The sequence below is a fragment of the Aciduricibacillus chroicocephali genome, from assembly GCF_030762805.1.
Lineage (GTDB): Bacteria > Bacillota > Bacilli > Bacillales > Amphibacillaceae > Aciduricibacillus > Aciduricibacillus chroicocephali.
In genome coordinates, this window is the sequence record NZ_CP129113.1 from 615,827 (window position 1) to 630,575 (window position 14,749).

The following is a 14,749-nucleotide window of genomic DNA, read 5'->3' on the forward strand; positions in this document are numbered from 1 at the left end:
GTACCAACTTGTATAATGTCTGAAAAAGGAGGGACCTAATGTTCAAAAAACTGATTAGACAGTTCATGCATGGAAGCAGTGAACGAAGACGCGGGTACTATTATGATAGCAGTAAGCGAAAGCATCATTACTATAAATCCGGCAGCAGTGGGCGCCACAGGCACAACCCGCTCAGTGGCAGCAAACGATATAAACGAAAAGGCTGGGGAAGCAGCAGTTAATTGGATGTTGCCTTAATAGCGGCTAGAAGATCTTTGCGAAGCTCATCAGCATTTTCATATGGTTGAATTAGTCCAAGAAGCTTTTTTAGCATATGGACTGTTTCTCCTGACAGCGACAGCTCTTCCGTCCAAGGAAGGGCTTTTTTCTGTTTTGAATTAAACGTAGTGTAGAGCAGATAGAGCAATACGTCCCCCATATCATAATAATCCTGTTTTCGCATTTCTTTTTGCACAGTCTCTGGCTCCGATGCTGCATCCACTGCCAGTCCAAAATCTATTAAATAGGTATTTCCATTTTTTAGCATTATATTTGGAATGCGCAAGTCCAAATGATACACATGCTGTTCATGAAGAAACTCAATAATATCCACTAAAGAAGACAAAAGAAGAAGTGCTTCATTTTCAGTAAAGGTGCTGTCAGAGACAAATATTTTCTCCTCTGCATTCTCGCCTTCAATGTAATCCATAACATAGATTGCAGCTTGTTCATGAAGGAAATGATCATGAAGTTTTGGAATACCTGGATGGTCGAGCTTCTTTAGCAAATCAATTTCCCTTATGAACATCTCGTTCTCCTTTAGCTTGCTTGGCCGCAATTGCTTGACCACTCGATATTCGGAAGCATTTAAATCTCTGCACAGGTAGGCCATGCCGTAGCTGCCTGTTCCAATCAGCTCTACAATCTTATAGCATCCTTTTAAAACAGTTCCTTTTTGGAAAGGGCGGTCAGCAAAATAACGGTAAGTTTTCCTAAGCACATTCATAATTGAAAAGGATTCAGCTCCTTATAATTCGGTACGGGCTATTCATTTTTTTATATTGTACATGATAATCGAGTCATGTTCAGTCATGACAATAGAAAAATGTTTATAGACAGATGAAGGACCGGGCAATTAATATAATATATGTTGCATCAAGAGATATCACATGAGAAGGAGGTACATCATTTTGAAAAAATTAGCCGCAGATCTACTAATGGTAATTCTGGGATCACTTATATATGCCCTTGCACTTACATTGCTTGCTATTCCAAGTGACTTGGCTGAAGGTGGGGTTCCCGGAGCTGCGATTCTGCTTCACTATGCATTTGACTGGTCCCCTGGACTTATCACCTTTATTTTGACTGCCAGTCTGATGGTTATCGGTTTCCGTTCTTTGCCGCGCAAATCGATTGCCTTATCCATCCTTACAGCCCCGCTGATTTCTTTCTTCATGTACATTTCAGAAGGACGGGCAGATGCGCTTGGTGATCCGCTTACTGCTGCCATTTTTGCAGGTTTCTTCATCGGTATAGGCTCAGGACTTATTTATCGTACGGGAAGTTCAATGGGAGGGACGAGCCTGATCGCCCAAATGTGCAAAAAATCACTTGGCTGGGATCTTGTTCGAACTATTTTTGTATTGGATACACTTGTTGTCCTATCTGGCCTTTTCGTCATCGGACCGCTCCATACAATGTATACAATTATCGCACTCTTCATCGGCAAGAAGGCAACAGACCTTGTTGTGGATGGACTTGACCCGCGTAAAGCAGTAAGTGTCATATCCGATGAAGCATCCAATATTGCGGATGCGATTGTCAGCCAGATGAATACGAGCGTGACAGTGTTCAAAGGCAGAGGCGGTTATTTGAAACAGGACAAAGATATGACTTATATCATTATTAATAAATATCAACTTATGAAACTGAAGAACATTATTGCTGCTATAGATGATAAAGCATTTGTCGTTGTCCATGATGTTCGCGAAGTGCAAGGTGGCAGTTTTTCAAGAATACGCTAATTACCTAAACACCGTTCCGCAGTTGCCGGAGCGGTGTTTTTTATGTTTTAAAAGATTCAATTCAGATTAGTGACTAATAGAGACAACACCAGCTGGGTGTATTACCTTATTTTAACCAATATATTTGAAGATATTGAAACGGAAAAAAGGGAATAGACAGTTATACGTTAATTAAGAAAGGGAGGCTTTAATATGGCCCAAGAAAAATCTGAAAACAACCAAGAGATCCTCAGGCCAACAGAGAAAGAAGATCGCCATATTGGTCCTCTTACGTTTATGTCCATGTGGGTGAGCGACGGAGTCAATTTGGGAAACATGACACTCGGAGCGAGTCTACTCGTTGCTGGAGCTGCTACTCTGAATATGGTGCAAACATTTGTGGCTGCCGGTATAGCAATTGCCATTATTTCGATTGTGTTTGCTTTAAATGACCGTCCTGGTTACAGGACAGGCATTCCATACGTTATTCAGCTGCGTCAGTCATTCGGTCGAAAGGGAACTGTATTCGCCTCTTTATTCCGAGCGATTCCTGGCGTCTTCTGGTATGGAGTGCAAAGTTGGATTGGCGGTACGGCTCTAAATGAGATTGTGAAATTTATAACAAAAGGGACTTTCAATAATATTGGTATCTGCTTTGCCATCCTCGTTGCAGTGCAGATCGGTTTGTCTTTGTTTGGCTTTGGGGCTGTCAAATGGGTAGGCACCATTGCATCAGTAGTAATTGGTGCAGGACTTATCTATGTATTCATCGTTCTGCTCCAATCTTATCCAGAGAAAATCTCTCATCGTTGGGTAGAAGCGAAAGGTACGTGGGGGTTGCCATTCTTCGGCTTTATCATGGTGTTCATGGGTAATTATGCGGCAACATTTTTAAGTGCTGCCGATTACTCAAGAGAACTTAAACCTGGTATTTCGGATACGAAACGCGGACTTCTTTATTTTTCTCCAATTTTCCTCGCGTATGGCTTTGTACTGACAATAGGAGCAATGCTTTCTGCAGCAACAGGAGATGCGAATCCGGTAAAAGCATTTTCAGTAGTTGTGGATAATGACTATATCAAGCTTGGAATGTCTGCATTCATCGTTCTTGGCGTCATCGCGACTAATATGGTTGCAAATATTGTAGCTCCGACGTATGTCATTACATTACTTACAAAAATGAAATACAAAACGGCTGCAATTATTACCGGCCTGATCGCATGCTGTACGTTTCCTTGGTTGCTCGTTAAGGATCAGTCTGCAAGCAATCTAAATGTATTTGTTCTCATCTATTGTGCATTTTTAGGACCAATTGCAGCAATCATGCTTATTGAGTATTATGTGTTGCGGAAGCAGAAGTTGGATATAGATGAATTGTATAAAAAAGATGGGATTTTTTCTGGTATTAACTGGGCGGCAGTGTTGGCTCTTCTTGTTGGAGCAGGAGCAGCATTCATACAATTGAAATTAGCCTGGCTGATAGGATTCATCATTGGTGGCATCGTATACTGGCTACTTATGAAATTTGCATTTAAAAAATCACTTTTCAAAAGACAAACACGCTACGAGTAGGGTCATTCTTTGTGAATGATCCTTTTTTATTTCGTAATTAGCAATTAAGGACGAGTCAAAAAGTAACTGTTCGGAAAGTCTGACAAGCTGGGTGCGTAAGATATAGTCAGGTGCCTAATTGGTAATTCAAGCAGCAAGGGGAGGGGAGGCCGCAATGTTCTATAACTGTTAGCGATGATGTATTTACCTGGATATTTTGCAACGGTCTGCATGTTGATTTACTTATGGAAAGTAAGAATCAATACAGAATTGCAAATGAAGGAGCGGGTAAGCATGACAAAAAAACTGGAAAATCAAACGTTGAACAATCAGCAAATTGAGGACACAGGAGATGACCGGTCACTTAGGCCGAACAGACCCGGTGATCGGACAGTCGGACCGGTTTCTTACGCATTTATGTGGATTGGTGATGGGGTCAATCTTGGAAACATGACGCTTGGGGCAAGTCTCATCGCCCTTGGTGTTGCAACACTGAATATATATCAGACATTCGCGGCGGCAATCTTGGCAATTGGAATAATCTCTGCAGTTTTTGCTTTAAATGATAGGCTTGGCTATAGAACGGGTATCCCTTATGTTGTTCAGTTGCGGATGTCTTTCGGAATGAAGGGGGCAGTCATTTCCTCACTCATGCGCGGAATTCCAGCCATTGTATGGTACGGCTTTCAAAGTTGGATCGGTGGTACGGCGCTGAATGAAATTGCGAAAGTTGCAACTGGCGGGTCTTTTGACAGTGTTCCAATCTGCTTTGTCGCATTGCAATTGTTCCAGATTGTTCTTTCTCTGTTTGGATTCCATGCAGTCAAATGGGTTGAGATGCTAGCTTCCATTGTCATCATGATTGCTCTTGTATATGTATTCGGAGTTCTCATCAGTTCACACGGCCCGGCAATTAAGGAAAGTTGGGTACAGGCGAAAGGTACATGGGGATTGCCATTCTTTGGGTTCATTATGGTTTTCCTTGGGAACTATGCGGCGATTTTCCTCAGTGCAGCTGATTATTCCCGCGAGCTTAAATCAGGGATTAGTGATAAAAAACGCGGATCACTATATTTCTTCCCAATTGTCGTCGCTTATGGATTCGTTCTCACAATCGGCGCGATGCTTGCTGCAGCAACAGGCAATTCCAATCCTGTGAAGGCATTTGCGATTGTAGTTGATAACCCGTATATAACAGTTGGCGTATCAGCCTTCATCGTTCTTGGCGTAATTGCAGTCAATATGGTAGCAAACATTATTCCACCAGCGTATGTCATTACACTTCTGACAAAAGTGAATTATAAAGTCGCTGTAACGATTACAGGACTCCTTGCTCTAGGGGCATTTCCATGGGTGCTCGTTAAAGATTCATCTTCAGCTGGACTCGCGATGTTCATTCTGATCTATTCAGCATTCTTGGGGCCAATTGTTGCGATCATGCTTGTTGAGTACTATATTTTGCGCAGGCAGCGGGTCGATGTTAAGGAGCTGTATAATGAAGAGGGCCAATTTGCAGGATTCAATCCAAGTGCGCTCATTGCCATGCTAGTTGGAGCAGGAGCTGCGTTCATTGAAGTGGAACTTGCTTGGATTGTCGGCCTTGTCGTAGCGGGAATCACATACTTCCTCTTGATGAAATATGCCTTTAAAGATTCACCGTTCAAAAAAGGAACGATCTTCGAAAAGAAGAAGTAGTCTATAAGGAAGCTGCACCAATGGAGCAGCTTCCTGGAATTTTTATATGGAGGGTTGGAAAATTGTGTACAAAAGTACATCGGATTATAGATGCACATATTCATCTTGATCAGTTCTCCGATAAAGAGCTGCCAGAATTTTATAATAGTATGAAGCGTGTAAACTGCTCTCATGTAGTAGCAGTTGGCTCAGATCTCGCCTCATCTGGGCGCATTCTCGATCTATCACATAAACACGATTGGGTAATTCCAGCTGCCGGTTTCCATCCGGAGCAATCAATCCCAAGTAAAGAAGAAGTGGACAAGCTATGTGTCTGGATTGTTGAACATGAGGCGGATATTGCTGCAATTGGAGAAATAGGATTGCCGACTTATTTGCTGCGTGAAAGGCAGGACACTAATATTCTTCCTTATATTGAACTGCTGGAAAGGCTGCTTAATTTGGCGAAAAAACTAGACAAGCCTGTTGCTCTGCATGCTGTTCATGCGGAAGCTGATATTGTTTGTGATTTATTGGAAAAAGCAGATATAGAAAATGCACATTTTCACTGGTTCAAAGGCAGCAAAGCAACAATGAAGAGAATGATGAACCGCGGATATTTTATTTCTTTGCCGCCTGAAATTGTATACAGACAGAAAATCAGAGATATCGCCAAACTTTATCCTTTAAATTTAATGATGGCAGAAACAGATGGTCCTTGGCCTTTTGATGGCCCTTTCAAGGGAATTCCAACACATCCAGAAATGATCCATGCCATCATCGAATCTATCGCCGAAATTAAAGGAATATATAAGAAAAAAGTATATGAGATAATTTGGAAAAATACAGTGGATTTCTATAATTTGCAATAGTACCTAGGCTGAAAGCGTTTTAATACAATCTTGTGAAAATAAGTCGAAATGTGATAATATTTTAGATACATAGTAAAATTAATCTGCTTGAATTTTTTATGAGCGGAAAAGGGAGTATTTTTTATGGAACAACAAGACTTGGCAAGAGGATTGAAGAACAGACACGTCCAATTAATTGCAATTGGCGGAGCAATCGGAACAGGTCTATTCCTTGGAGCGGGGAAGTCGATCCACTTGGCGGGCCCATCCATTTTGTTCGCTTATATGATTACTGGGGTGCTCTTATTCCTCGTCATGCGTGCATTGGGAGAGCTACTTGTATCAAACCTGGAGTATCATTCATTTGTTGATTTTGTTCAAGACTATTTAGGTGACCGAGCAGCATTTCTTACAGGATGGACCTACTGGTTCTGCTGGGTATCGATTGCCATGGCCGACTTGACGGCAGTTGGATTGTATACACAGTTCTGGTTCCCTGATGTGGCTCAGTGGGTTCCAGGATTAATCGCACTTGTAATTCTGCTTATCATGAACTTGACTACAGTTAAGTTATTCGGTGAGATGGAATTCTGGTTTGCATTAATCAAAGTTATCGCAATTCTTGCATTGATTGTAATTGGTATATTCATGATCTTAAAAGGATTCTCAACAAGCTCTGGTCCTGCGAGCTTCACGAATCTATGGAGTCATGGGGGCTGGTTCCCGAATGGAATGAAAGGCTTCATTCTATCGTTCCAGATGGTTGTCTTTGCATTTGTAGGAATAGAGCTTGTCGGTTTGACTGCTGGTGAAACAGCTGACCCTAAAAATGTCATTCCGAAAGCAATCAACAACATTCCAATTCGCATTATCGTATTTTACATAGGTGCACTCATTGTCATTATGAGCATCTATCCTTGGAACGCAATCGTTCCTACTGAAAGCCCGTTTGTTCAAGTATTCGTTGCTGTTGGGATTGCAGCTGCTGCAGCTATTATCAACTTTGTCGTTCTGACATCGGCTGCTTCTGCATGTAACAGTGCTGTTTTCAGTACAAGCCGTATGCTTTATGGATTGGCAAGAGATAAAAATGCGCCGAATTCATTTAATAAATTGACGAAGCGCCAAGTGCCGTCAAACGCACTTTACTTCTCAACGATCATAATCTTCATTTCAGTTGTACTGAACTATGTCATTCCTAAAGCTGAAGTAGTTTTCACGCTTGTGACAAGTGTTTCGACTGTATGTTTCCTCTTTATCTGGGCAGTTACTCTAATTAGTCATTTGCGCTATCGCAAAACTAGACCAGAACTGGCAGCAAAGAATACGTTCAAAATGCCGCTTTATCCTGTGGCGAACTATATTGCATTGATCTTCCTTGCGTTTATCGCTGTTGTTCTTGCTCTTGCAGAAGATACACGTGTGGCATTGTTTATCACACCAGTATGGTTCATCATTTTGCTCATTGTTTATGAAGTAAGAAAGAACAAAATCGTAAAAGCAAACTAAAAAATAGACGCGTTCCTCTAATTGGAACGCGTCTATTTTTCTTCTTCATCAAACTCTATATTTATTCCTTTTTCACTCAGATTCTGTATGCATTCATCGAGATAGTCTTCCGTATGCTCAGCATAGAAGCGGACGCCGGGGATAGCCATTTTCCCAGATTTAAAAGATTCCTGGTTGTGAGGTTCACAAATTTTGCCACGATAATGCGGATCCTTCCATGCTGAATCGACATTGTAACCGCGCTTCTGCATTTCTTCCATGATGGCTTCGTGGTAGCGGAAGAGCTGCTCAGGAGTATATTCGAATACATAATTGACAACAGAGTGTCTCTTACCCCAACCATTTCCACGCAGAGCACAACATTCCCGATGTTGGCCGAGTAATTGCTGGCGCGGTAGATAGGGAATGAGTTTTTCGTGCCATAAACGCATGATTCATCACTTCCTCTTACCATTTTAAAATGGGTAAATGTTATTTTTGACGAAACATATCTATTATAATCATTTCCCGGGAAATGATGGAATAAAAGTATTTCCGCAAATAGACATTGTTTTCTTTTCTTCCGTGGAAAACCTTATATGCAGACGCCGATTGTGTTAATATTTAGACAAGATAAAATATTGCTTGCGGAGGGGAAGACATGAACAAACAAGAATTCATTGAGAAACACGCGATTTCGCGTAAAAATACAAATTCATTAAAATGGGATGCATTGGGTGAGCGATTCGGCAACCCTAATTTGACTGCTGCATGGGTTGCAGATATGGAATTCAAAGCTCCACAGCAAGTCCTGGATGCAATCAAAAGCCGTGTTGATCATGGGGTATTCGGTTATTCATTCGTCTGGGATTCCTATTATGAAGCGTTCATCAATTGGGAACGTGAGCGTCATGGTTATGCAATTGATAAAGAATGGATGCGTTTTTCTACAGGGATTGTTACGGCTCTTTACTGGTTCGTCAATGCCTTCACGAAGCCATCTGAATCTGTGGCGATTCTAACACCTGTCTATTACCCGTTCCATAACGCTGTTAAAGATACTGGAAGGAATCTTGTTACATGTGAACTGATTCAGGAGAACGGTGTTTACGAGATTGATTTTGATACATTTGAGAAGCAGATTGCTGAGAATGATGTCAAGTTGTTCATCCAATGCTCTCCACATAATCCGGTTGGACGTGTATGGAAAGAGGATGAGTTGAAGAAAGTGTTGGAAATCTGCGAAAGACATGATGTTCTTGTCGTTTCCGATGAAATTCACCAGGATTTGGTCTTTGCTGGGCATAAACATATCCCTTCCGCAATTATTGAAGGTGGCAAGTACTCTGATCGAATCATTACAGTGACAGCACCTTCAAAGACATTCAACCTTGCTGGACTGCTCGTTTCACATATCATTATTCCAAATGAACAGCTTCGCAAAACGTATGATGAATACGTTAACACAGTGAACCAGACGGAAGTGAATGTTCTGGGCATGACTGGTGCTGAAGCGGCATATCGTCATGGAAGTGACTGGCTGGAAGGACTGCTTGCTGTTATTGAATCGAACTATAAGCATTTGAAGGACACATTGCTTGGTGCAGCGCCTGAGCTGATTATTTCTCCGCTTGAAGGGACTTACCTTACTTGGATTGATCTACGTGCTTATATTAATCCTCAAGAGACGAAAGAATTCATACAGGATAAATGTGGTGTTGCAATTGACTTCGGTGAGTGGTTCAGTGCTTCTTGCCAAGGATTCATCCGAATCAATTTGGCGACAGAACCGAAGTTCATTGAACATATTTCGAAACAGATCACAGAGCATTTACCTGAAAAGGTACGCTAATTAATGAATCCCGGCTGATTTTCAGCCGGGATTTTTCGTTCAAGCAGGAAACACGAATAATGTGGCTTTATCTGATAAGATTAAATGACAATGAGTGAAAGTGAGGGAACAAAAGTGGCAAAATTGACATCTTCTTTTGAACTGAAAAATATGAAACTGAAAAACCGAATTGTCATGTCACCGATGTGCCAGTATTCTGTTGAGGCTGAAGACGGGGTACCGACAGATTGGCATTACGTTCATTATGTCTCACGAGCTGTCGGTGGTGCAGGTCTAATACTTGTAGAGGCAGCGGCTGTTGATCCTGAGGGTCGTATTTCAAGCAGAGATCTCGGTATCTGGTCGGACGAGCAGATACCTGCATATAAAAAATTGGTCGATGAAGTTCATAAACATGGTGCGAAAATCGGCATCCAGCTGGCTCATGCCGGACGAAAAGCAGAGGATGCGATTCAGCCGGTAAGTGCCTCTGATACCCCACTGAATGTACGTGAAGGTGAAGAAGCTCCCAAAACACCACGTGCTCTTTCAACAGGTGAAGCTTCCGGCTTGGTGGATAAATTCAAGGAAGCAGCGCGTCGGGCAGTGGAGGCTGGTTTTGATACTGTAGAAATACACGGAGCTCATGGATACTTGATTCATCAGTTCATGTCTCCTTCAGTTAACAACCGTTCAGATGAGTACGGAAAAGATTTAGCAAAGTTTGGTGTAGATGTGACGAAGGCCGTAAAAGAAGTTGTACCGAAGGACTACCCGGTAATTATGCGCATGTCAGCAATTGAATATGAGGACGGCGGTTATGGATTGGACCACGCTATCGAAATAGCCAAACAGTTCAAGACGGCAGGCGTTGATGTTTTTGATGTGTCTACAGGTGGGGAAGGACCTCCGGGGAAATTGAAGCCGGGCAACTATCCTGGTTATCAAGTTCCGTTCGCTAGGGAATTCAAGAAAACGCTTGAAGTTCCAGTCATAGCTGTCGGTATGCTTGAGGACTTTTCTTTAGCTGAAGCAGTCATTGCGAACGGAGATGCTGACCTGGCTGCAATCGGTCGCGGTATGCTGAATGACCCGTACTGGGCAATTCATGCTGAAAAAGCATTGGATGGGAAAGTGGACGCCCCTGTGCCATACAAACGCGGGATTCGCTAAGCTTTTTCAAAAAAAGAGATGACGAAGCTGCATGTATCATGATACACTGTATATATGCGATGAGCTGATTTGCGTAAGACGGGGACAAGGCAATCTTGTGATGTGAACACATGGTCACCCGCCGCAAATTTTCGTAAAAAGGGCACCTGCTTCTAGTAGGTGCCCTTTTGTATTATACATATATAAAGGGGGAATATGATTGACTGGAATGTTCCTGGCTTCAATTTTGTCACTTATCCTTTACGTTGTCTTATCCGTTTTTGCCATAGTCCCAGCACGTGGAAAAGCGAAAACAAAATTATTGAAATGGACCGGGGTTATGTTTTTACTCCTCTTCATTTTTGGAGTAATGCTCGATTATCTTGTTCTGCTTCCGCTTACGGCAATCAATATATTGTTTGCCAATATTGTTATGGCAGCGCTCGGCCTCATTCTGATTTATCTCATCATGATAGCTAATACTTCCGTAGGCACAAAACGAAAAAATAAAAATACAACTGACACCAGTGAAGAAGGTTTTGGGGTCAACAAGCGGTTCGGTATTTTGGCAATTGTGTTTCTTGTGATTTTAATTCTTGCAGTCCCAACTACATTGATTGTTAACATCTCAGCGCTCGGATCAACTTATAAATCCATACCAAAAAAGGCTGAGGAAGAAGCAAAGCCAATGGATAAAGAAGAGACGCCGATTACGGTTTCACCGGAATTCGCCCGAAATAAGATTCAGAAGTCAATGAGCAGTGTACCGAATACCCAGTTTTATGATCTCGGCAAGCTGCAAGTTCAGAAGGTTGGCGAAGATATTGTTTATATTGCACCTGTTGAGTTCACTGGATTTTGGAAGTGGATTAGAGGAAAAGAGACAGAAGGTTATTTCCGTATTTCTGCAACAAATGTCAATGCTCAGCCTCAATTCGTAGAGAAAAAGATGAGCTATACGAACTCCAGTTATTTGAATAAATATGTTGATCGCCGGATTTATGCTTCCTATCCTTTCCACATCCAGATCGGTGAACCACAATTAGAAGTCGATGAACATGGAAAGCCGTGGTACGTACAAACCATTTATCGGCCTATTGGATTGTCAAATAAGCCTGATATGAAAAACATGTATGCCGCTGTAGTGAACCCTGTTACCGGTATGGTGAAGAAATACAGAGTGGAAGATGCTCCAGCATTTATTAACGGTACAATAAGCTCGGAGCTTGCGAGTGATGAGAATATGTATTTCGGAAAGTATGTCCATGGCTGGCTCAACTCCGTCTTCGGCAAGCGTGATGTGAAGATTCCGAATGAGTCGGGAACGGAAACGCATGTAACACCAATCTTCAATGAAGATGGGGATATGTTGTATTTTACAGACATGGCTTCCCCAAAGAAAAATATAGATTCAGCACTAGGTTATACTTTAATTAATGCGCGTACAGGTGAACTAACCTATTATAACGGGAAGAAAAATAATGGCATCATGGATTCGAAAGGCGCCAAGGAAATTGTTAATAAGGAATTTCCAGAAAAGAAGTGGCGCGGATCTATGCCGATTCTTTATAATATTGATGGCAATTCAACATGGGTCGTCAACGTGCTTGATCCGAATGGGCTTTTCAAAAAATACGCTTATATCAAAGCGGATGATGCCGATTTTGTCGTGTTTGGTGATAATGCAAAAGAGACGCTTGAAGCTTATCGGCTGCAGCTTGCGCAAGACCCGGGTAACGTTGAAGCGACAGGCGGTTCCAATCTGAAGAGCCGCGAAGGTACGGTTAGCCGCCTCCTTGTGACGAATCAGAAAAATGGGCAGGCTGTCCAATTTATTCTGAAAGGCGATAAAACGATTTATACGGTTAGTGCCGGAGCAGAACCACTCGCCATCTTCATGGAAAAAGGCGATAAGGTGAAGTTTAAGGCGAATATTCGTGATAACAGCATTGGACTAGTTGAAGAAATTAAAATTTCCGGCCTAACAGACTAGCTGGAAAGCATAGACACGCAAGAATTGGCAAAACTAAAAACGAGCACGCTCTGGAACTTGGAGCATGCTCGTTTTACTTATGGTTTCAATACGACTTTGATGTTGCCATCTTTTTTCTTATCAAAAATTTCATAAGCCTCAGCTGCATCGTCAATTTTCATTCTGTGCGTAATAATGTCGGTTGGATCAAGCTTTCCTTCTTTAACAAGATCATAAAGCTTTGGCATCAAATGAATGACAGGAGCCTGTCCCATTTTTAATGAAACATTACGAGTGAAGAATGATCCAATCGGGAAGTTGTTCGCTTCTGTCCCATATACACCAGTAAGCTGGACAGTACCAAACTTGCGAACAGCTTGTGAAGCAGTGATAATCGGACTGATGGTACCGAATTGGTTGTCTCCTTTAGACCCGAACTCTTTATTTGGCGGTACAGTTCCATCCATACCTACACAGTCAATGACCACATCAGCCCCGCCATTTGTCTCATCGTGGAGTAATGAACCAATATCAGGATTTTCATCGAAATTGTATGTTTCAACCTGATTTGTTTTCTTTGCATGTTCAAGACGATGTGGCACATGATCGACTGAGATAACTCGTTTGGCTCCTTTAAGCCAAGCGAATTTCTGTGCCATGAGCCCAATTGGTCCGCTCCCGAGAATGATGACTGTATCGCCTTCCTTTACACCAGCGTGCTCTACACTCCAATATGCAGTAGGCATGACATCGGATAGGAAAACGACACTTTCATCATCTAGTTCGCTATTTTCGGGAACTTTGAATGAAGTGAAATCGGCGTATGGGACACGTAGATATTCAGCTTGACCTCCAGGGAAGTTACCGAAATCCTCTGCAAAACCAAACAGGCCACCCGGCTCTCCATGAGGATTGGAGTTGTCACACTGGCTTTCCATTTGATGCTTGCAGAAGAAACATTCGCCACAGCCGATGTTGAATGGAACAACGATGCGATCGCCTTTCTTAAGATTTTTAACGGCCTTTCCGACTTCTTCAACAATACCCATCGGTTCATGGCCAACAATGTAATCCTGCTCAGGTGTGATACCGCCATGGTAAAGGTGTAAGTCCGAACCGCAAATACCGGATGCGGTGATTCTTACAATAACATCACGGTCGTCCTGGATATCTGGTGCTTTCATATCTTTTACGACCATTTTTTCTTTGCCTTGAAACGTTACAGCTTTCATGTTGTCACTCCTTCTGGGAAGATGATTGACTGTACCCGTCATCAGACTCTGATGAAACAACAAAGAGCAATATTTGAAAACCGTTTGAGGACTGGTCAGCGGTGGTATATATCCATTTAGGGAGGTGGGTTTTATGGTATTACTATCAATTGGAACGTTTCTCTGTGCTCTTTCATTTGCGTTTCTAGCTGTCTGCTTAGCAGTTTTGCTCCAGCAAACTTCACGCATACTGAAGCATACTGGTGAAACCGTTGACCAAGTTGAAAAAATGACAGACGATTTAGTACATGGTATTGAAAGAACAATTCTAGAAGGGGATCAACTGCTCGATGACCTCGAAGAAAAATTGGTAGCAGTCGACCCACTTGTAGCTTCAGCAGGACATATTGGGGATGCTGTAGAGGCTTCGGCTTCAGCACTTAATATTCAAGCAAGAAAACTTGCGGCACCAGAAAATCTCAATAAAATTGATCAATATGTCAAGGCGATTACTTGGAGTGAAGTGGCGAGTAGAATATACAAAAAATGGAAGGTAGCCGACACACAATCTTAAAGAAATGGGGGAGGCACAATGAGTCTAACGGGACTTGGTGTACTCATCATCGGTATTGCTTTTGCCATCTTCGCTGTATCACTTGGCAGAACGATGCTAAAAACGGCAGCTTTACTTAAAAGTTCAGATGTAATTGTTGAAAAAACACCTAAACAGATATATGGAATTATGGATGAATCAAGTTATTCAATGCGTTATGGGAACGATGCGCTGGCCGACTTGAATACGAAGATGCATGCGCTAACTCCTTTATTCTACGCAATTGGAGATCTTGGGAAAAGTTCCGAATCCGGAGCTTTATGGGTCCAACGCCAAGCGGAGAAGCTTAACCGCGAATCGGATAAGCTCGATGGAGAGACAGAAAGCAAGATCGGCAATAATGCATATGGATCCATTGCGCTCGCCATGTTTCTCATGAAAAAACGCAAAGAACTGCAACGCGTGAAGAAAGGATTGCGGTAAT

At 42.2% G+C, this 14,749-nt stretch carries 14 protein-coding genes; 11 read left to right on the forward strand and 3 right to left on the reverse strand.

Annotation, left to right across the window (positions count from 1 at the left end; all coding sequences use genetic code 11):
• Window positions 1-38: 38 nt before the first annotated feature.
• Window positions 39-221, forward strand: coding sequence for a hypothetical protein (locus QR721_RS03215; RefSeq protein ID WP_348029041.1), 183 nt, complete (start codon window positions 39-41; stop codon window positions 219-221).
• Here QR721_RS03215 and QR721_RS03220 read toward each other — a convergent pair.
• Entirely contained in the window at window positions 218-985 is a 768-nt protein-coding gene (locus tag QR721_RS03220; RefSeq protein WP_348029042.1) for a serine/threonine protein kinase, read from the reverse strand. The genes QR721_RS03215 and QR721_RS03220 overlap by 4 nt on opposite strands.
• A gap of 184 nt (window positions 986-1,169) precedes the next feature.
• Here QR721_RS03220 and QR721_RS03225 point away from each other — a divergent pair, with 184 nt between their 5' ends.
• The 5 genes from QR721_RS03225 (at window position 1,170) to QR721_RS03245 (ending at window position 7,567) form a co-directional block, all read left to right on the forward strand.
• On the forward strand, window positions 1,170-2,003 hold the full coding sequence (locus QR721_RS03225) for a YitT family protein (RefSeq protein WP_348029043.1): 834 nt from the start codon (window positions 1,170-1,172) through the stop codon (window positions 2,001-2,003).
• Window positions 2,004-2,195: 192 nt separating this feature from the next.
• Window positions 2,196-3,554 (forward strand): NCS1 family transporter, encoded by a 1,359-nt coding sequence (locus QR721_RS03230; protein ID WP_348029044.1) that lies wholly within the window; start codon window positions 2,196-2,198, stop codon window positions 3,552-3,554.
• Window positions 3,555-3,827: 273 nt separating this feature from the next.
• Window positions 3,828-5,228 carry an NCS1 family transporter gene (locus QR721_RS03235; protein WP_348029045.1) on the forward strand — a complete coding sequence of 467 codons (1,401 nt, stop codon included), beginning with the start codon at window positions 3,828-3,830 and terminating at the stop codon, window positions 5,226-5,228.
• Window positions 5,229-5,290: 62 nt separating this feature from the next.
• Entirely contained in the window at window positions 5,291-6,079 is a 789-nt protein-coding gene (locus QR721_RS03240; RefSeq protein WP_348029046.1) for a TatD family hydrolase, read from the forward strand.
• Between the two features lie 123 nt (window positions 6,080-6,202).
• Window positions 6,203-7,567, forward strand: a complete 1,365-nt coding sequence (locus tag QR721_RS03245) for an amino acid permease (protein WP_348029047.1) — start codon at window positions 6,203-6,205, stop codon at window positions 7,565-7,567.
• 32 nt (window positions 7,568-7,599) lie between these two features.
• Here the strand turns inward: QR721_RS03245 and QR721_RS03250 are convergent, their stop codons facing one another.
• Window positions 7,600-7,998, reverse strand: a complete 399-nt coding sequence (locus QR721_RS03250; protein ID WP_348029048.1) for a TIGR02328 family protein — start codon at window positions 7,996-7,998, stop codon at window positions 7,600-7,602.
• A gap of 209 nt (window positions 7,999-8,207) precedes the next feature.
• Between QR721_RS03250 and QR721_RS03255 the strand changes: the two genes are divergently transcribed.
• From QR721_RS03255 to QR721_RS03265, 3 genes are all read left to right on the forward strand, one after another.
• Complete coding sequence (locus QR721_RS03255) at window positions 8,208-9,398, forward strand: MalY/PatB family protein (RefSeq protein ID WP_348029049.1); 1,191 nt, start codon at window positions 8,208-8,210, stop codon at window positions 9,396-9,398.
• A gap of 114 nt (window positions 9,399-9,512) precedes the next feature.
• Window positions 9,513-10,550, forward strand: coding sequence for an NADH:flavin oxidoreductase/NADH oxidase (locus tag QR721_RS03260; protein WP_348029050.1), 1,038 nt, complete (start codon window positions 9,513-9,515; stop codon window positions 10,548-10,550).
• Between the two features lie 208 nt (window positions 10,551-10,758).
• Complete coding sequence (locus QR721_RS03265) at window positions 10,759-12,522, forward strand: energy-coupling factor transporter transmembrane component T family protein (RefSeq protein ID WP_348029770.1); 1,764 nt, start codon at window positions 10,759-10,761, stop codon at window positions 12,520-12,522.
• A 77-nt stretch (window positions 12,523-12,599) separates the two neighbouring features.
• On the opposite strand, the gene QR721_RS03270 is transcribed toward QR721_RS03265, so the two are convergent.
• Window positions 12,600-13,733 (reverse strand): zinc-dependent alcohol dehydrogenase, encoded by a 1,134-nt coding sequence (locus QR721_RS03270; RefSeq protein WP_348029051.1) that lies wholly within the window; start codon window positions 13,731-13,733, stop codon window positions 12,600-12,602.
• Window positions 13,734-13,866: 133 nt separating this feature from the next.
• Between QR721_RS03270 and QR721_RS03275 the strand changes: the two genes are divergently transcribed.
• Both QR721_RS03275 and QR721_RS03280 read left to right on the forward strand, forming a co-directional pair.
• Complete coding sequence (locus QR721_RS03275; protein WP_348029052.1) at window positions 13,867-14,286, forward strand: DUF948 domain-containing protein; 420 nt, start codon at window positions 13,867-13,869, stop codon at window positions 14,284-14,286.
• 18 nt (window positions 14,287-14,304) lie between these two features.
• Complete coding sequence (locus QR721_RS03280) at window positions 14,305-14,748, forward strand: DUF948 domain-containing protein (protein ID WP_348029053.1); 444 nt, start codon at window positions 14,305-14,307, stop codon at window positions 14,746-14,748.
• Window position 14,749: the final 1 nt, after the last annotated feature.